Below are 17918 nucleotides of genomic sequence, written 5' to 3'. Positions count from 1 at the left end.
AAAGCGCCCGGCGCAGATACCAGAGTATCTGCGCCGGGCGCTTTGTTTTGACAGGCGCGGCCGCACGGCCGGGAGTGCGGCGCCGGTCTACTGCCGGTCTACTTACATATAGACAAAAAAGATGAGCAGCAGGTAGACGGCGATGGTGACCCAAAAACTCCAGGAGGAGCAGAGGCTCTGCCAGCGCAGGCTGGGGTGGATGGCCGGGTCGGGTGCGGGGACCTTTTTGTAAAATTTCGAGAGCAGCACGATGAGCACGCCGGCGATCATGATGGCGCCCATGATGATGTACATGACCCGGTCGCTGACCAGGCCCGCAGTTTGAAACAGGGCAAAACCGTTATTGAGCATGTGGATGAGGATAGTGGGGAGCACCGTGCCGCTGCGGTCGGCCACATAGCCCATGACCAGCGCCATAAAGAAGGTGGGGATGGCCTGGTAGAGGTTGCCGTGCATGAGGCTAAAGAGCAGGGCGGTGACGATGATGGAGAACCAGTGCCCGTACCGGCGCAGGCTGGTCTGCACCGCGCCGCGGAACACCAGCTCCTCGGTGATGGGGGCGACGATGACCACGTAGAGCACGGTGATGACGTCGGCGGCCAGGCCGACGCCCAGCGAGAAATCGGGCGTGGTGGGGTTGAGCCCCAGCGAGCGCAGCCCCTGACCCAGCAGGTCGACCAGGAACGAAAACACACCGTTGACGCCCAGGCAGGCGATAAAGCCAAAGAGCACGTGGCTGAACCTGAGCCTGGAAAAATCGAACACCTGGCGCGACTTTAGGCCGGCAAACCGCTTGATAAAGAAATAGGCGGTGAGGTTGCCGACCAGGGCAGCCACCATGGAAAGAGCCATGGTGAGCCCCTGATAGTTTTGGTACAGCCAGCTGTAGAGCTGGGTGTGCGAAAACAGCAGCAGGCCCATGGAAAACAGCAGCGAGATGGTGAACATGATGGCTGTTTGCAGGATGAGACCCAGGCCCACGGTGTTATAGAGCTTGCGGGCATTTTTTTGCAGGTAGGGCAAGGTGGGACGGCCGTCGGGCCCGATAGGGGAGGGAGCCGGCGGCTGGTAGGGGGTGTAGCCCTGGTAGGGCTGGTAGGCCGGACCGGGCTGGCCCGGCTGACCGTTTGGCCATTGGTACATAAGCGTTGATCCCTTTCTGTAGGTCGCGGCGCGCGGGGCGCCGCCGTCTTGTTTTATTTTACCATGAGTTTGGCAGAGTACAAGCACTTTGAAAATCTATTGACAAAAATGTAATACACTGTTAAAGTATTTTTCATACAGTCGGCTGCCGGACAACTGGCGACCGATGTGGCTGCAGGCGGGTCTAGCGCCTGTATCTAGGGCTTTTTGCTGATCGAAGCACCCCTTTTCATAGGGGTGCTTTTTTTGTACCCCAATGGGCCAAAACGGCTTGCCCGGCGGCGCGCCGGTGACCGGGGGCGCATTTTGGGCGCGCTTTAAATGTTAATAAACTGTAAAAAGGGGGTAAAAATATGCCAAAACTTGAAAAAGGGCACCCGCAGGCGGACATGACCACCGGGCACCCCGCCAAGCGGATCTTTTTCTTTGCGCTGCCGATGCTGCTGGGCAACATTTTTCAGCAGCTGTACAACATGGTGGACTCGATCGTGGTGGGCAACTTTGTGGGGCCGGAGGCGCTGGGCGCAGTGGGGGGCACCTTCCCCATCGCGTTTGTGGCCATTGCGGTGGCCAACGGGCTGGGCATGGGCTGCTCGGTGGTGACCAGCCAGTACCTGGGGGCCGGGGACCGCGGTGCGGTGCGGGTATCGGTGACCACCGCGCTGTTTTTTAACCTGGCGGTGGCGGTGGTGCTGTCGGCGGCGGGCATGCTCTTTGCGCGGCCGGTGCTGCAACTGATGAACACCCCGGCGGCGACCATTGGTATGGCCACCGACTACCTGTTCATCTATTTTGCCGGACTGGCGCCGATGTTTTTATACAATGCCGTCAGCGGCGCGTTCCGCGCGCTGGGGGATTCGAAAACACCGCTTTACTACCTGATACTGGCCTCGTTTTTAAACGTCGTGCTGGACCTGCTGTTGGTCATTGGCTCTGGGATGGGGGTGGCCGGGGTGGCCGTCGCCACGGTGCTCTCACAGGTGGTGTGCGCACTGCTGGCCCTTGGGCACATATTGCGGCGGCTGCGGCAGTATTCTGTGCCGGGGCAGAGCCGGGCGCCGGATATGGCCATGCTGAAAACCATTGTGCGGCTGGCGGTGCCGGCGACGGCACAGGAGCTTTCGGTATCGATCAGCTCGATCTTATTTCAGAGTGTGATCAACAAATTGGGGCCCATGCTGGTATCGGGCTACACGGCGGCCAACAAGATCCAGTCGATCGCCTTTGTGGTCAATATGAACCTGGGGCTGGCGGTATCGACCTTTGTGGCGCAGAACATGGGCGCCGGCAAGGTGGAGCGGGTGAAAAAGGGTTTTCGCTGCGGCTGCGTGATGGCGCTGGCGGCAACGCTCTGCACCTTTGCGCTGCTGCAGCTGTTGGGGCCCCACCTGATCGGCCTTTTTGTAGACGCCGGCAGCGCCCCCCAGGTGATCACCGGCGGCACCTACCACCTGACCCACGTGGCCTTTGTGCTGTTTATCGAGGCGATCATGCTGGTGGCTGAGGGGCTTTTAAAAGGCGCCGGCGACATGCGGCTGTTGCTGGTGTGCACCACCGCGGGCATGGCGCTGCAGACGGCGGCGGTGTTTGTGCTGGTGGGCCGCATAGGCTTTGCGGCGGTGTGGGTGTCGATGGGCATCGGCTGCCTGGTGGAGATGACTATTTCGCTGTGGCGCTACTTTCAGGGCGGATGGAAAAACAAGGCCATTACCCGGGCGGCGGCCGAAAGCCGGCGGGAGACGAGCCCGACAAAGTGAGCGCCGCCCCCCCAGGCGGGCAGAACGGGCCGGGCAAGCGCGGGGATGGGCGTTTTTTGCTGTTTTAAATATGTGTAGGGGCGGGGCGAAAAGAGTCGGCGGCTGTCGGCGCCGACTCAACAACTGCCCGCTTTGCGGGTGGGATTCAGGCATAAGTAAAGAAACATCCTATCTGATAGAGTGGTGCGTGTTCAGGCCACCAAACAAAAACAGAAAGGATGTTTCTCTGTGGCGAATAGTTTAGCACACACAAATGGGTATGCAAGTATCACATCGTCTTTACCCCGAAGTATAGGAGAAAAATAATATACAGCGAGCTACGGAAGGATATACAGGGAATCATAAAAGCTTTGTGTAAATGGAAAGGGATAGAGATCATAGAGGGGCGCATGATGCCCGACCACATCCACTTACTGGTGAGCATCCCGCCCAAATACAGAGCATCGCAAATCACGGGGTATCGCAAAGGGAAAAGCGCCATGATGATATTGGAGCGGCACGCGAACTTGAAATACAAGTTTGGAAACAGGAGTTTCTGGGCGACGGGGTATTGTGTAAGCACGGTAGGAATCAATACAGTGACCGCAGTAAAATACATACGAGAACAAGAAAAGCAAGCCCAAGTAGAAGATAGCTTAAGGCGGAAGGAGTACGGAGACCCTTTTAAGGGTAGCAAGTAAGCAAACCACCGTGGCCTGAGCAAAAGTGAAGGTCAGCGCCATTTAGGCGCTGACCTGTATTACGGCCTTATAGGCCGCGTGTCAAGCCACATCTCTTAGGGGTGATCTTGACTTGGACACGCTTTTTTATTTTGCCGTTGAGACTTCGGAGCGGGCGATACAGTCGCCGGCGAGCTCCTGCCCGACGCCCGGCCGGTCAGGCACCGAGAAGCAGCCGTTTTGGGGCTGGCAGCCGTACTTACAGCCGTCGATGTTGTCCTGTATCGGGGCGGGTTGATGGTGCTCGTGGATGAAGAAGTTGAGGATGACCGCCTCGCGCTGCATCGCCGCCGCAGTGGAGATGGGGCTGCCGCACACGTGGACCTGTATCCCGACATCGCAGGCCTGGGCGTAGTCGCAGATCTGTTTGCCCTCGGTGGGGCCGCCGGTATTGCACAGGTCCGGCTGGATGATGCTGAGGGTGCGGTCTTTAAAAACGGCCGACTGCCCCAGCGGGAGTAGACCCGCTCACCGGTGGCCAGCGGTATCTGTACGCTCTTTTCAGTGGTGCGGTACAGTTTGGGGTTGAGTGGTTGGGTGGGCTCTTCATCATAAAAGCAGCGGTACTGCTCCAGCTCGCGGCCCAGCTGTATGGCGGTGTCGGTATCGGTGAGAGTGTGCAGCCGGATGATGATAGCGGGGTCGGGGCCACCGGCCGCGCAGATGGCGGCCACCCGCAGCTGCTGGATTTTGAGCAGGCCGCAGCTGCTCCCGGCCATCCAGTTGCCCTGCAGGTCAAAACCGGCCGGATCGGCCTTTACGCAGGTACAGCCCTCGGCCATCGCCTTGCGGGTGGCCTTGGCACAGTCCTGGGAATCGACCATGGCGGTGCCCACCGGGCCCCAGCCAAACTGTATTTGGCTGGCATAGCTGCGCAGCTTGCTGTTGGTCTTGCCGCCCAGCAGCTGGTAGGCCGGCACGCCCAGCGCCTTGCCGCGGATATCCCACAGGGCAATGTCGATGGCGCTGATGGCGGCGAACACGATAGCTTCGCTGTTCATGGGGTCCATGCCGAGGATGAACTTGGCAAAATCCAGCAGCAGGCCGCCGGCCCCGTCGCCGACGGTATAGGCGACGCCCGCCTCGCCAAAGCCGCAGATGCCGCTGCCGGTGTTGACCCGGACGATGAGCGGCTGCCGATGTGCACCGGGGATGCTGGCCTTGGCGGTGGTGTTTGGGGCGATGGGTGTGCCGGTAAACTTTATACCGACACCCTATTTTGCCCTCTTTCAGCCCGGGAGCGGCCACTGGAAAAGCAGCTACCGGCCACCACCGGACACGCCTACAAAAACGACCACAGACGCTTATTTACAGGCGTTATAGCGGGGTGTGTAAAGGCAGGCAGCGGCGCCGCCCGTTGAGGGCGTATTGTAAAGAGACATACAGAGTTTTTAAAAAAACTTTGATACATAAAAAGAGCCCGGACAGACGCGGTCGGTCGTCCGGGCTCTTTTTTTGTGTGCAGGCACGGCATGGGCGGGGCTAGCGCTTCCAGACCTCGGTATCGGTGATGCCGACATCTTCGGCGATAAAGACCGGGTCTTTGCCCTGCTTTTTTTGGGCGGTGTAGTCTTTTAACACCTTGAGGGCACGGCCGCCCAGCAGGAAGATGGCGACGATGTTGACGGTGGCCATGAGGCCCATGAGCACATCGGCCAGGTTCCAGACCAGGTCGACATCGGCCTGGGCGCCGAGGAACACCGCTAGCACCGCAATACAGCGGAACACATTGGTGAGCACCTTGCTGTCGCGGATAAAGCGGAGATTGGACTCGGCGTAAAAGTAGTTGCCGATGATGGAGCTGAAAGCAAAGGCAAAGATGGAGAAGGTGATAAAGTGGATGCCCCAGACCCCCACCTGGCTGTTGACGGCGGCCTGCACAAAGGGCAGGGCCTTAAGCTGCTCGGAACCCTGCACGCCGGAGAGCAGCAGGATAAAGGCGGTGGTGGTGCAGATGACGATGGTGTCGATAAAGACCGACAGCATTTGCACCAGGCCCTGCTTGACGGGGTGGGAGACATCGGCCGCGGCGGCAGCGTTGGGGGCGCTGCCCATGCCGGCCTCGTTGGAGAACAGGCCGCGCTTGATGCCAGTGACCACCACCGAGCCGGCAAAGCCGCCGAAGATGGCCTTTACATCGAAGGCCTGAGAGAAGATGGTGGAGAACATCTGCGGCAGCTGGCCGGCGTTTTTGACGGTGAGGAACACACCCAGCAGGATGTAGATGATGGCCATGATGGGCACCACGATAGAGCTGATAAAGCCGATGCGGTGGGCGCCGCCGAAGATGACGAAGGCGGTGAGCGCCGCCAGCACCAGCCCGACGATGACGGGGATGGCGGTACTGGCAAAGCCGGGCCCGACGTAGTAGGCAAAGGATGAGGTGATGGTATAGGACTGCAGGCCGTTAAAGCCGAAGGCAAAGCAGAGGATGAGCAGCACGGCGAACACGACGCCCAGCCAGCGCTGGCCCAGAGCCTGCTGGATGTAGTAGGCGGGGCCGCCGCGGTACTGGCCGTCTTTATCTCTGGTTTTATAGACCTGGGCGAGCGTGCTCTCGATAAAGGCGGAGGCGCTGCCGATGATGGCCATGATCCACATCCAGAACACCGAGCCGGCACCGCCCACGGCGATGGCGGTGGCCACGCCGGCGATGTTGCCGGTGCCCACCCGGGAGGCGGTGGAGATCATGAGGGCCTGAAAGGAGGACATGCCGCCTTTTTTATTTTTCTCGGTGACGGCGCGAATGGCCTCGGGCAGCATGCGGATCTGCACAAATCTGCTGCGCAGCGTGAACCACAGGCCGGCGGCCATGAGCAGGGCGATGAGCACGAAGCTGTACAAAAAGTCGTTGGCCTGACCCAGCAGGCCGTTTATAAAGTCCATAAAATGGGTACCTCCTTACAAAACAGGGCGGGGCGGGCGGCTACAGCTCGAGACGGTAGACGCAGAGCCCCTCGGGCAGGTCCTCGAAATACAGGGTATCGACCAGGGAAAAGCCGTTCTTCTCGAGTACCCGGCGGGATCCGGTGTTGCCGGCCACCACGTGCCCCACCAGCGCCTTGGCACCCAGAAACTGCCTGGCGTAGCGGCGCATAGCGGCCAATACCTGGGTGTTGTAGCCCTTGTTCCAGTAGGGCTTGCCGCTGAAGGCGGTCATGTCGTAGGTGCAGCCATCCTGCTGGCCCTTGAGCACGAACACGCCCACGAAGGCGCCGGTGCGCTTTTCGATGAGGGCAAAGGGGTGATTTTGGGGGGACTGCAGGTACTCGTTGACCAGCTCCTCGCTCTCGCGCAGGGTGGCGTGCACGGTAAAGCGCATGTAACGGGCGACCTCTTCGTCGCTGGCCAAGGCGTGCACGGCAAAGACATCTTGCCGGGTAAGCGGGCGCAGCTCGAGGTCGTCGGTGTAGAGAATTTCGGTCTCCATAATGGTCGTCTCCTTTTTTTCGCAAAAAAATCCGTCTCGCCGCGGAGGCGGGACGAACTGCTTTTCTGCATAACGGGCAGCGGCAAATTGCAGCGGGGCGTATTTGCGTGCTGTCGCGCAAAACCTGATACGATTATACCCAAAGTGCGGGAAGATGGCAAGAGCACGGGACTATCATCGGCTGTTTGCCTGTTTTTACAGGGTGGGGCCGGCTGCTTTGTGACATGGTGCACAGCTGTTTTTGCAACTTGTGTTTCCATAATCATGCAGATAGATGGGTCACAGGGTGCGGATCTCTAAAAACACCAGCGAGAAATCGCCGGTGGCGCGGCGCTGCAGGTCGGACGGGGCGCCGTAGCTCCACTCGAGCAGCACCGACTGGCCGGCAGCCAGCGCGCCGCGGTAGCGGCTGCGCACCCGGCGGGCGGCGGCCTGCAGCTGCTGGACCTGGGCCGGGGAGAGGAAGTCGGCGTCGCCGTGGGACTGGGGCGGGCCCTGCTGGGGAAACACCAGCGTGACGTTGCGGCGGCCGTGGGTGACGAGGTTCCAGAGGTCTTTATCCACCGCCTCGATAACGGTGCGGTGGGGGGCGACCTCGAGCGTGCCGCTTTTCAGGGCGCAGAAAAACGGGTAGTAGAGCACCAGGGGCGGCGGGGTGCGGGAGAGCTGGGCGGCGGCGAACGCCTGCGCCTTTTCGGCGGTGACCCCCACGGCGCGGGGCAGATCGAGATCGCTGCCGCGCAGTACGGCGGTGCGCACCGTCCAGAGCAGGGCGGGATCGAGCACTGTATGGGGGCGGTACTCCTGCCAGGGAACAGCGGGCAGGCCGCAGGCGGCCAGCTCGTAAAACCCCTCGAGCTTGTTCACTGGGGGGCCTCCTCGACGATGACCTTGACCCGGCCCACCTGGCCGCTTTGCAGCTGCACCTTGATGCCGTGGGGGTGGGTGGCGGACCCGGTGAGGATGCGGGCCACCTGACCGCGGGTGAGGCGGCCGGTGGGCTGATCTTTTTTGAGCACCACGTCGACGGTGGCGCCGATGCGGATATTCTTGCGGATGTTGCCGTTCATGCCGTTCATAGCGAGATATCCTCCATGCCGAGGGCGGTGAACACATCGCCCAGGTTTTGGTGCAGCACCAGATCGGCGCGGCTGTCGGCGGCGGTGGCGCTGCGGTTTATGAGCACCAGCTGGTGACCGCGGTAATACTGCAGCAGGCCGGCGGCGGGGTAGACGGTGAGGGAGGTACCGCCCACCATGAGCAGGTCGGCGGCGGCGATGGCCCGCACGGCGCCGGTGACCACCTCGTCGCTGAGCGGCTCGCCGTAGAGCACGACATTGGGTTTTATGATGCCGCCGCAGGCGCAGTGGGGCACGCCGGACATGGCGGCTACCTGCTGGCCGGTGTAGGATCTGCCGCACCGCTGACAGTGGTTTTGGTGGATGGAGCCGTGCAGCTCGAACACCTGTTTGCTGCCGGCTTTTTGATGCAGACCGTCGATATTTTGGGTGACGACGGCTTTTAGTTTGCCCTGACGCTCCCACGCGGCGAGCGCGCGGTGGGGCAGCGAGGGCTGGGCGGAGAGCACCAGCATTTTTTCGCGGTAGAACTGATAGAACAGGTCGGGGTGGGCGGTAAAAAACTGGTGGCTGAGGATCTCCTCGGGCTGGTAGGGCCACTTTTGGGCGTACAGGCCGTCGGCGCTGCGAAAGTCGGGGATGCCGCTTTCGGTAGAGACGCCGGCGCCGCCGAAAAAGACCATGTTGGTGCTGTTTTGGACCATTTGTTTGAGGGTATCGATGGGCTGCATGACGAGACCTCCCGCTGGGGCGTGGGTTTTCTTTTTAGTATAGCACAAAAACCGGGGGCGGAGCGTGGTATAATGGCGACAGAGATAAAGGCGGCGGCACGACAACACGACAGCACGGCGGTACGGCCGGGGCGATATGCAGGCAGCCGCGCGCGGCGGTGTATGGGATGCTGGGGTGCTGGGGTGTTGGGGTGTTGGGGGGGGGCAGAGAACGAGACGGCGCCGGGCGGCAGAAACCGGCTATAAATGCCAGACAGGAGGATCTAACGATGCAGGAACAGCTGGTGCGGCACACGCTGCCGCCTATTTATGACGCCGGCAGCCGGGTGCTGCTGCTGGGGAGCATGCCTTCGCCCAAGTCGCGGGAGGTGGGTTTTTACTACGGGCACCCGCAGAACCGCTTTTGGCGGGTGCTGGCGGCGCTGTTTTTAGAGCCGGTGCCGGAGGGAAACGAGGCGCGCACCGCCTTTTTGCACCGGCACGGTATAGCGCTGTTTGACGTGCTGGCCAGCTGCCGCATACAGGGAGCCAGCGACACCAGCATTAAAGACCCGGTGGCCAACGACCTGACGCCTATTTTACAGGCAGCGGATATCGGCGCTATTTTTTGTACCGGGGGAAAGGCGCACAGCTTGTACCGGCGCTACTGCCAGCCGGTGACCGGGCGGACGGCGCTGCTTTTGCCCAGCACCAGCCCGGCCAACTGCCAGAAACGCTTTGAGGACCTGGTGGCGGCTTACGGGGCTATTCTCGCATACTTATAGATAGACGCGGCGTCTATTTACATTTAAAATTCCACACCTGTTCCCCAGGTGTGGAATTTTTTGTGTGTTGGGGGTGGGGGGACGCTGTTGGCCAGTAATCGCCCCGGTAGGTCTGGTAGCATGGGAAAAGAGGGGAGGTGGACCTTTTGTCATTATGGGACTGGTTAGCATGGTTAGCGGGACAGGGAAGATAGGTACAGGGAGCAACATAGGAGCCTTTTAGATTTTTATTTAGCTGATGCGTTGACAGTATGAGCTATTCACAAATTAAGGAGGTGAAAAGTATGAGTTGGATTGACTGGTTAATTTGGTTAGCCGGAAAAGGATGGAAATAAGCCACGTTAATTTACAAATGAGGGTCTTCTATGGTTAAGGCCTTATCCGATATTTTATACTTTATATCCCCTATGTGCGACAAGGTCAATACAATTGCAAGTATGCTTTAAACTACCAAGAAGGGTGGGGTACTAAGATATCCCATCCTTTTCTTTTTTATGCGTGGATTCTGGCAAAACAGGTATCAAATAACAGCGGTCGTTTCTATAAGGTGTGACTTATTGATACATGTTTGTGTATCATTCTATATTTTGAGCACCTTTTTGCGAAAAATTTTTACGCCAACGTGTCGAAAACAGAGCAAAACGCAATTCGTTATATGATACCAGCGTGATTTGTGTAGAAATCGACACTGATGTAAAGAGTGCAACGGAAAGTAATCGTCTTCCATCTTTTGGTAATTTCTATATGGAAATTCATTAAAGAAAAGGAGGACGTTAAAATGAGCTTACTCGATTGGCTGTGCTGGTTGGCTGGTAGACGGTAAACCTAAGATAGGGAGGCATCTTGTCCTCTCTATTTTAATGTATGTGATTTTGGTGTGAACATTCCTACACATGTCCTCATTTCATCCTTTATAATTAAGGTGAGGGGGGATTGTCGTGGATTACGCTAAATTGCTTCAAACAATCATAGAATCTATTTTTACTTGTATCATCTTCTTTGTAATTGCACGCCCATTATGCCACACATTTTGGAAAGTCCTATTTACTGTTATCTTCACCGGCTTATACGTAGTGGGCTTTGCCATACTATATGAAATACCACTTATACCAACTATTGTAGCAATTGTGGTCTTATCTTCAATTATAATGAATTTTCTTGACCACAGACCTATACTAGATGGAAATTATTGCGCTGTCTTGTTCCTATCACATGTAGTAGAGCGTTTCGGCACGTTACTTTCCGGAATTGTTGCATATTTCATTATGGGAGTAGGTTCGTATTCGCCAGACGATAACAAGGTATTCGTTGTATTAGTATGGGCCCTATGTCAGATTCTTTTTACTTTCTTTATATTGAACCTAAAACTATTTAAAGAAGGTATTAGAAAATGGCTAGGTAAGGGATTTAATCGTTTCATTATACTTAGTAGTTGGCTTATTTTATGTTCAGTCACATTCTTGGGTAATCTTATTTATAAAGACTCCCGCATCCAACTACAGGTGTCCTTAATTATTGGATTGAGCATACTTGTCTCTCTTTTGTGGTTAGCTGACGAAATCAAAAAGAGACAGGAACGGCACAAGTTGGAGGAGGCCAATCGGCAGTTATCGGCGGAGGTACATAAGTCAAAAGAGTTTTTACCCAGTATTCACAAGGTGATCCAAAAGCAGGCCGCCGGCGCAGTGCCCCGCGGCGTGCAGACCGAACTGGCGCGGATGGCGCAAGAACAGGAACTGGAGACCCGCTGTGCACTGCTGGAGTACGATCCGGTATCGGCCACAGGCCTTTACTTATTGGACGAGCAGTTGACCGATTACCGCCGTGAGGCCATTGACAAAGATGTGGACCTGTTTATTTCGGTACAGGACCCGGTGGCGCCGCTGGTGGAAAACGGCGTTATTACCCAGATACGGTTACAGCGGCTGATCGGCGATCTGATGCGCAACGCCTTTAACGCCATCGACCGACGCCCAAGCGGACCGAGAGGTCAGATCCTGCTTTTGCTGGGACTGACTGCCGACGGCTGCTATGAGATAGATATTTGTGGTAACGGCGCTCCTTTCCCCGCGTGGGTGCTGGAAAACCTGGGCGTGCGGGGGACCACTACCGGTGGCACTGGCAACGGTATGGCCGATATATTTGATACGCTGGCGCTGTGCAAAGCATCGTTTACTTTGCAAAAGGAGAGCGAGGGCCAGCTATATACCAAGCACATCACCATTTCGTTTGACGGAACGGGCAGGCTTGCTATAGATCACTAACGGAAGTATACGCGTGAGGTGCAAGGAGAGATTTTTTACATGTGTAGGTACAGATTTGAGCGGCACAAATACAACCTGCCCGAGGTGGGCGACTACTACAGCTACCGTATTGGTTTTTACCCGGAGGAACCCAACGGGCCGCCGCTAAAGGTGATCGAGGATGTATCGATGGACTTTGACTTTGCACGGCGGTTGACCGACTTACTGAACCAGTGTGAGGTGCACTTATGTCACTTTATGGATATCGTGGAGGATGCGCTGCTGTGAGCGGCTCGCGCACAATGTATTAAAAAAGACCCCGACCCTACCGGTTGGCGGTCTTTTTTTAGTTTTGTTTAGGCACTTTTGTGCCAGCAGGGACCCGGGCAGGAGCGCCCCTCTATTATATAGGGGCGCTCCTGCTCTTTTTGTGCCTTTTGGGCACAGCACAGAAAAAAGTGGGGAGCGCAGGATAACAGTCCGGTTTATGGGACAGCTAAGCTGGTAAGATAGAGTCACCACAAGAGATAAAGCCGCCAAGACGGCCCGACTGAAAAAAGGAGTGCTGAGAGATGGAGTACAGAGTAAAAGGCGTGAACGGCCACATTGAAGTATACGACAACTGGGGGAACTTCCTGTTCTCGGCCGACACTTATCAGGAGGCCGAGAGCGACCTGCGCGACATGGGCCTGGCAGCCTGAGCGCCGGATATATACTGCAGACCAAGCGGCGGGGCACCGAAGTGGCGCCCCGCTTTTTTGTGTGCGGCCGGGGGACAAGATCCACTTTTTGGCTGACAGAGGTTGTATGGCGGCGGGTATCGTGTATAATAAGATAGATGTAATATGCCCATACATAAAAGTGGCCGGGACCGGCTGTCGGACCGGCTTTTGATAAGGAGGTCACATATGTCGGCACTGTTCGTGTGTTACCCCAAATGCTCCACCTGCCAGAAGGCCAGCGCATGGCTCTGCGACCACGGCGTAGAATACCGGGAGCGCGATATCAAACTGGAAAACCCCACCGCCGAAGAACTGGCGGCGTGGCACAAGCTGAGCGGGCTGCCGCTGCGGCGCTTTTTTAACACCAGCGGAATGCTATACCGGGAGATGGGCCTAAAGGACAAGCTGCCGGATATGGACGAGGCGGCGCAGTACGCGCTGCTGGCCACCGACGGCATGCTGGTAAAGCGGCCGCTTTTGGTGACCGAGGACCGGGTGCTGGTGGGCTTTAGACCTAAAGAGTGGGAGACGCTGCTGTAGGGCGGCCCCCTTAAAGAGCACCAGAAGTTGAGGGCGGGCGGCGGCCCGCCGGAGGTACTATGCAGATAGACAGAGAAAACACGGGTGGCCGCGGGAGAGAGACCCGGGTATCGGCCACCATCGTGACTTACAATAACGCCGACAAGATCTTATCGGCGGTGGGAACGCTGCTGGAACACACCCGCGGGGTGGAGCTGACGGTATACCTGTCGGACAACAACTCCACCGACAGCACGGTGCGGCTGGTGCGGCAGCACTACCCGCAGGTGGTGATCTTGCAAAACGGCGGCAACGAGGGCTTTGGCTGGGGGCACAACCAGGTGCTGGACCTGCTGCGCTCGGATTACCACGCGATCGTGAACCCGGATATCATTCTGGACTGCGACTGCATCAGCGAGCTGTGCGGGTACATGGACGCCCACCCGGACGTGGGGATGATCACCCCCAAGATCCGCAACCTGGACGGCAGCGAGCAACATCTGCCCAAATTGAGCCCCACCTTAAAATACCTGTGCGGGGGGCGGTATGAGGATGTGGCGGCGTTTTTTAAGCGCTGGCGCACCGAGTACACCATGCGCGACAAGCAGCTGACCGACCCGGTAGACATTGAGTTTTGCACCGGCTGCTTTATGCTGATACGCACTGAGCTGTTCCGGCAGATAGGCGGATTCGACTGCCGGTACTTTATGTATTTTGAGGACGTGGACCTGACCCGCGAGGTGTTGGCACAGGGACAGCGGGTACAGTTTTACCCCGGCTGCTGGGTGTACCACGAGTGGGAGCGGGCGGCGGCCCAGAGCTTTAAGTACTTGTGGATCGAGGTGGTGTCGATGTGCAAGTTTTTTGACAAGTGGGGGCGGTACCGGCGGGGCGGCAAGCCCAAAAAGCCGGCCAAGCACACACCGCCGCCACAGCGCATTTGACGGTGGCACGGGTAGCGGTGGCGATGGCCACCTACAACGGGGCCGCCTTTTTGGACCAGCAGCTGGCGAGCATTTTGACCCAGTTGCCAGAGGACGGGCAGCTGGTGATATCGGACGATGGGTCGCGCGACGGGACCTGGGAGAAGCTGGAGCTGCTGGCGGCGCAGGACAGCCGGGTGCGGCTGGTGCGGGGACCGGGCAGGGGGCTGCTGCAGAACTTTGCCCACGCGCTGGGGCGGGCTGACGGCGACATCATTTTTTTGGCCGACCAGGACGACGTGTGGCACCCGGACAAGATCGAAAAGGTGCTGGCGGCTTTTGCGCGGCCGGAGGTGCTGGCGGTGCTGCACGACGCGCGGGTGATAGACGGTACGGGCAAGGTGGTAGCGCCTTCGTACTTTGCCATACGGCAGACCGGGCCGGGCTTTTGGCACAACCTGAAGAAAAACGGGTTTATCGGCTGCTGTATGGCGGTGCGGCGGGAGCTGGTGGCGGCGGCGCTGCCGCTGCCGGCGGGCATCCCCATGCACGACAGCTACCTGGGGCTGCTGGCCACCTGTCTGGGGGAGGTGGCCTATTTGCGGTGCGCACTGTTTGACTACCGGCGGCACGGCGGCAACCAGACCGGCGAGCAGCACGGCGGGGCGGGGGAGATGATCAGCCAGCGCTTGGGGCTGTACCGGGCGGGGCGGCGGCGGGCGCGGCAGATCAAGGCGGCGGGCGGTATTGACAGCAGTGCGGCGAGAGGGGGGCGGTGTTGATGGCTGGGGCGCGTATTTGCACGGTAGTGCTGGTGTACAACGTGCGCTGCCAGGACAGCGCCGCCTGCCGGGCGCTGGCGGCGATGGGCCGCCGCGATGTGCTGGTGGTGGATAACTCGACCAAAGACCTGCCAAACGGGGCGTACTGCCAAAAGCGCGGGTGGCAGTATGCGGCCATGGGCGGCAACTTTGGGCTGGCCCGGGCGTACAACCGGGCGACGGCGCTACTTTTGGATGCGTGTGACTATATCGTGTGGCTGGATGACGACACCCAGCTGACAGAGGACTACTTTGCGGCGCTGGAGACAGCCACCCGGCGGCAGGGCGGCGTGGATATATTTTTGCCGCTGGTCCACGACGAGGCGGGGCTGTTATCGCCCAGCGCTATTCGCGGCAACAAGGTGTGGCGGGTGGCGCGGCCGGAGGACATTGGGCCGGGAGAGATCACCGGTATCAACTCGGGCATGGCGGTGCGCACGGAGCTGTACCGCGATCACCGCTATGACGAGGGGTATTTTTTGGACTATATCGACCACGCCTTTTTGCGGGATATGAAAGCCGGCGGCGCGGTGATCGCCGTTTTGGACGCGGTGTTGCAACAGCGCTTTTTTGGCAACCAGCGGGGCGATGTGGCGGCGGCGGCGCGGCGGTTCGCCATTTTTAGAAAAGACTTTGCCCGCTTTTGCGGGCGCGGGCCAGGCGGGCGGCTGTATGCGGCGTACGGCATTTTGCGGCACGGCGCGGGGCTGGTTTTAAAAAACCGGTCGCTGGGCGTGCTATTTGGCGGCAGAGGCTGAACCCGGCAGCGAAGGTATAGATGGCCACGGGGCCACACCAGGGCGGTCCGGGACGGCGGTATTTCCGGACGAGACAGCAAGATAAAAAGCGGCGGCCCGCACGGGGCTGCCGCTTTATTTTTGTTGCCGCACAGGCTATCTCTCGAGCAGGGCAAATAGGAACTCCTTTACAGTGGGACGGCCGGTATTGATGTTGACGGCGTAGGGATAGTACTTCTCTAAGATATCGATGTCGGTGGTCTTCCAGGCGGAGTCGATCGCGGTGCGGATGGCCTTTTCGATATTCTGGTCGCGGGTGTTGTGGCGCCGGGCGATGATGGGAAACACTTTGCCGGACAGATCGGTATTGGTGCCATCCATCTCGCGCATGAGGCCGACCGCCTCGATGATGTACTTGTGCCCCTTGAGGTTGGACGTGATACCGATCTTACCCAACATGAGCGCCAGATCGCGCTGCTCGCGGTTGGCGGCGGGCAGGCGCACCTCGATATGCGGGGCAGTGACCGGAGCGGCGACGACACCTTTCTTAAAATATTTGGATGCGCGGTCAATAAAACCGATGACCTGAGCCGGGCTGTAGTCGAGCAGACTTTTGGTGAACACGAAACCGGCACCGTGCTCGCGGGCCATTTGCAGCGTGGGCTTGGACAGTGTATTGGTGGTGACCACCACGTAGGGGCGATCGATGACCGGCAGGTCGTCGAGCTGATACAGATAGTCGATACCGTTACCTTCGTTTAACTCCAGATCGAGGATGACCACGTCGGGATCGAGCTCACGGGTGAGTTCCATCGCGTGGCGGGCGCTGTCGGTGGTGGCCATCAGCTCCATGCGCTCACAGAGATCGATACAGTGCGCGAAGTTGTCGCACTCCTCTTGCTCATCTTCTACCAGCAGTATCTTTATCACGTCCATATTGCCTCCTCATTGCTGCACGATCCGTTGGGGCGGGCCAGCGATCACCGCTGACCGGCCACCTGTAAGAACTCTATCAGGGCCTGGCGGGCGGGCTCGGGCAACTGGTGCACCAGCCGCAGCAGGGTGATATCCTGCTCGCCGACACGGTACGCGAGCTCGCTTGCGCCTATGAGATAGTCGACCGAGACATCGAAATACGCCGCCAGCTTAAGCAGCGTGGGGATGTCGGGCTCGTACTTGAGATTTTCGTAATTGGCCACGCTCTGGGCGCTGACGCCCAGGTGGTCGGCCAACACCTGCTGCGAAATGTGCCGCTGCTTGCGCAGGCGTTTGAGCCGGGATAAATTCATGTGGTCTGCCTCCTCTTCCGCTGCCTGAACGGGCCGGCAGAAAAAGTATCGGTAACGGCCAGTACACCTATTTTGCAAAAAGCCACCTTTTGCGAACACCGCTGAGAACCGTACAGGTGTATAGATCCAAATGCATATCGATAACGACACCAATATACAATTATTACCATTTATGTATTTCTTTACCGGTTTACTTTTGTCACTAATATAACAATTTTTACTGGTTTTGTCTATCAGCAGTGCCGTTATTTCTCTTTTTCCGATAATTATCATCAAGTTATTGGGTAATTTTGAACAGAAAATTTTCACGATAGGCATATATGTATACAAAACAAAAACCGCTCTTTTATTCCTGCAGGCGAGTCTTGCAGCGGGGCCAACGGGTGGAGGTGCGGCGGGTGCACACTGTTTTTTGGAGCCGCTGCGGGGCAGCGGGCAGCAGCGGACGACAGTAACCGGACACCGGGCAGAGGTTGACGGGGTTTGGGCAGGGGAGAGCGTATCGAGCACACAGCGCCTCAAAAGAGCTACTAAAAATACCGGGGAGAGTCCCCACCAGGAGAGATACTGAAGTTGCGGGGCAACGGGGCGGGGAGGATGGTCGGAACGGGGCAGCGGCGGCGCCCGGCTGCTCTGGATGGTATGAGGTAGGGCGGGGCGTAGGTGGGGGTGGGGGTAAGTTGGAAGTATATTTTGCCGTTGGGGATGGGGCGTGCTGGGCCTGGGAGAAGCGGACAAGCAGGGCCGTGACCGGGTGCAGGCAGGCGGTGGGGTTGGACTGGGGCCGGGCCGTGATCGGGTTGTGGCAGGGTTGTGGCAGGTCTGTAGCTGGGCAGTGGGTGGGTTACACGCGGGCTACGGGCGGCTGTGATCGGGCTACGGCTGGGCGGTGGTTGGGTGGCGGCTGGACGGTGGTAGCAAAAGGGGCGGTCGGGCAACCTGACGAGGCGACACACTTTTTCGGGATGGGGCTTGTGGGAGCACTATGCTTTTTTCATTTTTACATGGGGAAAGTAAAAAACACCCCCATCCAGAGGATGG

19 protein-coding genes are annotated in these 17918 nt (G+C 58.4%); 10 read left to right on the top strand and 9 right to left on the bottom strand.

Features of this window, described 5'->3' with window-relative positions; genetic code table 11:
- Positions 1–102 precede the first annotated feature (102 nt).
- On the bottom strand, positions 103–1143 hold the full coding sequence (locus C6Y32_RS09935) for a CPBP family intramembrane glutamic endopeptidase (RefSeq protein ID WP_105205102.1): 1041 nt from the start codon (positions 1141–1143) through the stop codon (positions 103–105).
- A 353-nt stretch (positions 1144–1496) separates the two neighbouring features.
- On the opposite strand from C6Y32_RS09935, the gene C6Y32_RS09930 reads away from it, so the two are divergent.
- The gene (locus C6Y32_RS09930; RefSeq protein WP_105205101.1) at positions 1497–2900 is read left to right on the top strand and encodes an MATE family efflux transporter; all 1404 of its coding nucleotides are present in this window, start codon (positions 1497–1499) and stop codon (positions 2898–2900) included.
- Between the two features lie 272 nt (positions 2901–3172).
- Positions 3173–3580 (top strand): IS200/IS605 family transposase, encoded by a 408-nt coding sequence (gene tnpA, locus C6Y32_RS09925; protein ID WP_105205100.1) that lies wholly within the window; start codon positions 3173–3175, stop codon positions 3578–3580.
- 95 nt (positions 3581–3675) lie between these two features.
- Here tnpA and C6Y32_RS09920 read toward each other — a convergent pair whose 3' ends face one another.
- From C6Y32_RS09920 to C6Y32_RS09895, 6 genes are all read right to left on the bottom strand, one after another.
- The gene (locus C6Y32_RS09920; protein WP_475600680.1) at positions 3676–4746 is read right to left on the bottom strand and encodes an enolase C-terminal domain-like protein; all 1071 of its coding nucleotides are present in this window, start codon (positions 4744–4746) and stop codon (positions 3676–3678) included.
- Between the two features lie 355 nt (positions 4747–5101).
- A complete protein-coding gene (locus tag C6Y32_RS09915; protein WP_105205099.1) occupies positions 5102–6505 on the bottom strand; it encodes an alanine/glycine:cation symporter family protein in 1404 nt (467 codons plus the stop codon).
- A gap of 40 nt (positions 6506–6545) precedes the next feature.
- Positions 6546–7049, bottom strand: a complete 504-nt coding sequence (locus C6Y32_RS09910; protein ID WP_105205098.1) for a GNAT family N-acetyltransferase — start codon at positions 7047–7049, stop codon at positions 6546–6548.
- 279 nt (positions 7050–7328) lie between these two features.
- Positions 7329–7916 carry a hypothetical protein gene (locus C6Y32_RS09905; RefSeq protein ID WP_105205097.1) on the bottom strand — a complete coding sequence of 196 codons (588 nt, stop codon included), beginning with the start codon at positions 7914–7916 and terminating at the stop codon, positions 7329–7331.
- Entirely contained in the window at positions 7913–8128 is a 216-nt protein-coding gene (locus tag C6Y32_RS09900; protein WP_370738818.1) for a YwbE family protein, read from the bottom strand. Before C6Y32_RS09900 ends, C6Y32_RS09905 begins: the two co-directional genes overlap by 4 nt.
- Positions 8125–8859 carry an NAD-dependent protein deacylase gene (locus C6Y32_RS09895; protein WP_105205096.1) on the bottom strand — a complete coding sequence of 245 codons (735 nt, stop codon included), beginning with the start codon at positions 8857–8859 and terminating at the stop codon, positions 8125–8127. Before C6Y32_RS09895 ends, C6Y32_RS09900 begins: the two co-directional genes overlap by 4 nt.
- A gap of 269 nt (positions 8860–9128) precedes the next feature.
- Here C6Y32_RS09895 and C6Y32_RS09890 point away from each other — a divergent pair, with 269 nt between their 5' ends.
- The 8 genes from C6Y32_RS09890 to C6Y32_RS09860 all read left to right on the top strand — a co-directional run bounded on the left by C6Y32_RS09890 (position 9129) and on the right by C6Y32_RS09860 (position 15609).
- Complete coding sequence (locus tag C6Y32_RS09890; protein ID WP_105205095.1) at positions 9129–9623, top strand: DNA-deoxyinosine glycosylase; 495 nt, start codon at positions 9129–9131, stop codon at positions 9621–9623.
- Positions 9624–11209: 1586 nt separating this feature from the next.
- A complete protein-coding gene (locus tag C6Y32_RS09885) occupies positions 11210–11887 on the top strand; it encodes a hypothetical protein (RefSeq protein ID WP_105205094.1) in 678 nt (225 codons plus the stop codon).
- A gap of 39 nt (positions 11888–11926) precedes the next feature.
- Positions 11927–12154 (top strand): DUF6514 family protein, encoded by a 228-nt coding sequence (locus tag C6Y32_RS09880; protein WP_105205093.1) that lies wholly within the window; start codon positions 11927–11929, stop codon positions 12152–12154.
- A 284-nt stretch (positions 12155–12438) separates the two neighbouring features.
- Positions 12439–12567 carry a hypothetical protein gene (locus tag C6Y32_RS15765; RefSeq protein ID WP_279287501.1) on the top strand — a complete coding sequence of 43 codons (129 nt, stop codon included), beginning with the start codon at positions 12439–12441 and terminating at the stop codon, positions 12565–12567.
- Between the two features lie 207 nt (positions 12568–12774).
- A complete protein-coding gene (locus C6Y32_RS09875) occupies positions 12775–13128 on the top strand; it encodes an arsenate reductase family protein (RefSeq protein ID WP_105205092.1) in 354 nt (117 codons plus the stop codon).
- 59 nt (positions 13129–13187) lie between these two features.
- On the top strand, positions 13188–14051 hold the full coding sequence (locus tag C6Y32_RS09870; protein ID WP_105205091.1) for a glycosyltransferase family 2 protein: 864 nt from the start codon (positions 13188–13190) through the stop codon (positions 14049–14051).
- Positions 13979–14812 (top strand): glycosyltransferase family 2 protein, encoded by an 834-nt coding sequence (locus tag C6Y32_RS09865; protein WP_370738817.1) that lies wholly within the window; start codon positions 13979–13981, stop codon positions 14810–14812. Before C6Y32_RS09870 ends, C6Y32_RS09865 begins: the two co-directional genes overlap by 73 nt.
- Entirely contained in the window at positions 14812–15609 is a 798-nt protein-coding gene (locus C6Y32_RS09860) for a glycosyltransferase (RefSeq protein ID WP_105205089.1), read from the top strand. Before C6Y32_RS09865 ends, C6Y32_RS09860 begins: the two co-directional genes overlap by 1 nt.
- 135 nt (positions 15610–15744) lie before the next feature.
- Here the strand turns inward: C6Y32_RS09860 and C6Y32_RS09855 are convergent, their stop codons facing one another.
- On the bottom strand, positions 15745–16524 hold the full coding sequence (locus tag C6Y32_RS09855) for a sporulation initiation factor Spo0A C-terminal domain-containing protein (protein WP_105205088.1): 780 nt from the start codon (positions 16522–16524) through the stop codon (positions 15745–15747).
- A 44-nt stretch (positions 16525–16568) separates the two neighbouring features.
- Entirely contained in the window at positions 16569–16877 is a 309-nt protein-coding gene (locus tag C6Y32_RS09850) for a helix-turn-helix domain-containing protein (protein ID WP_105205087.1), read from the bottom strand.
- Positions 16878–17918: the final 1041 nt, after the last annotated feature.

It is taken from the genome of Neobittarella massiliensis (ex Bilen et al. 2018) (genome assembly GCF_900289145.1).
In the GTDB taxonomy this organism is placed as follows: domain Bacteria; phylum Bacillota; class Clostridia; order Oscillospirales; family Ruminococcaceae; genus Neobittarella; species Neobittarella massiliensis.
The sequence above is the reverse complement of the archived record's forward strand: the minus strand, read 5'-3'. Positions and strand labels throughout refer to the sequence as shown.

Excerpts from the sequence above, each read along its gene's own strand:
- C6Y32_RS09935 (WP_105205102.1), bottom strand. The coding sequence starts at position 1,143 with ATGTACCAATGGCCAAACGGTCAGCCGGGCCAGCCCGGTCCGGCCTAC.
- C6Y32_RS09930 (WP_105205101.1), top strand. The coding sequence starts at position 1,497 with ATGCCAAAACTTGAAAAAGGGCACCCGCAGGCGGACATGACCACCGGG.
- C6Y32_RS09915 (WP_105205099.1), bottom strand. The coding sequence starts at position 6,505 with ATGGACTTTATAAACGGCCTGCTGGGTCAGGCCAACGACTTTTTGTAC.
- C6Y32_RS09910 (WP_105205098.1), bottom strand. The coding sequence starts at position 7,049 with ATGGAGACCGAAATTCTCTACACCGACGACCTCGAGCTGCGCCCGCTT.
- C6Y32_RS09900 (WP_370738818.1), bottom strand. The coding sequence starts at position 8,128 with ATGAACGGCATGAACGGCAACATCCGCAAGAATATCCGCATCGGCGCC.
- C6Y32_RS09895 (WP_105205096.1), bottom strand. The coding sequence starts at position 8,859 with ATGCAGCCCATCGATACCCTCAAACAAATGGTCCAAAACAGCACCAAC.
- C6Y32_RS09890 (WP_105205095.1), top strand. The coding sequence starts at position 9,129 with ATGCAGGAACAGCTGGTGCGGCACACGCTGCCGCCTATTTATGACGCC.
- C6Y32_RS09880 (WP_105205093.1), top strand. The coding sequence starts at position 11,927 with ATGTGTAGGTACAGATTTGAGCGGCACAAATACAACCTGCCCGAGGTG.
- C6Y32_RS15765 (WP_279287501.1), top strand. The coding sequence starts at position 12,439 with ATGGAGTACAGAGTAAAAGGCGTGAACGGCCACATTGAAGTATACGAC.
- C6Y32_RS09875 (WP_105205092.1), top strand. The coding sequence starts at position 12,775 with ATGTCGGCACTGTTCGTGTGTTACCCCAAATGCTCCACCTGCCAGAAG.
- C6Y32_RS09870 (WP_105205091.1), top strand. The coding sequence starts at position 13,188 with ATGCAGATAGACAGAGAAAACACGGGTGGCCGCGGGAGAGAGACCCGG.
- C6Y32_RS09860 (WP_105205089.1), top strand. The coding sequence starts at position 14,812 with ATGGCTGGGGCGCGTATTTGCACGGTAGTGCTGGTGTACAACGTGCGC.
- C6Y32_RS09855 (WP_105205088.1), bottom strand. The coding sequence starts at position 16,524 with ATGGACGTGATAAAGATACTGCTGGTAGAAGATGAGCAAGAGGAGTGC.
- C6Y32_RS09850 (WP_105205087.1), bottom strand. The coding sequence starts at position 16,877 with ATGAATTTATCCCGGCTCAAACGCCTGCGCAAGCAGCGGCACATTTCG.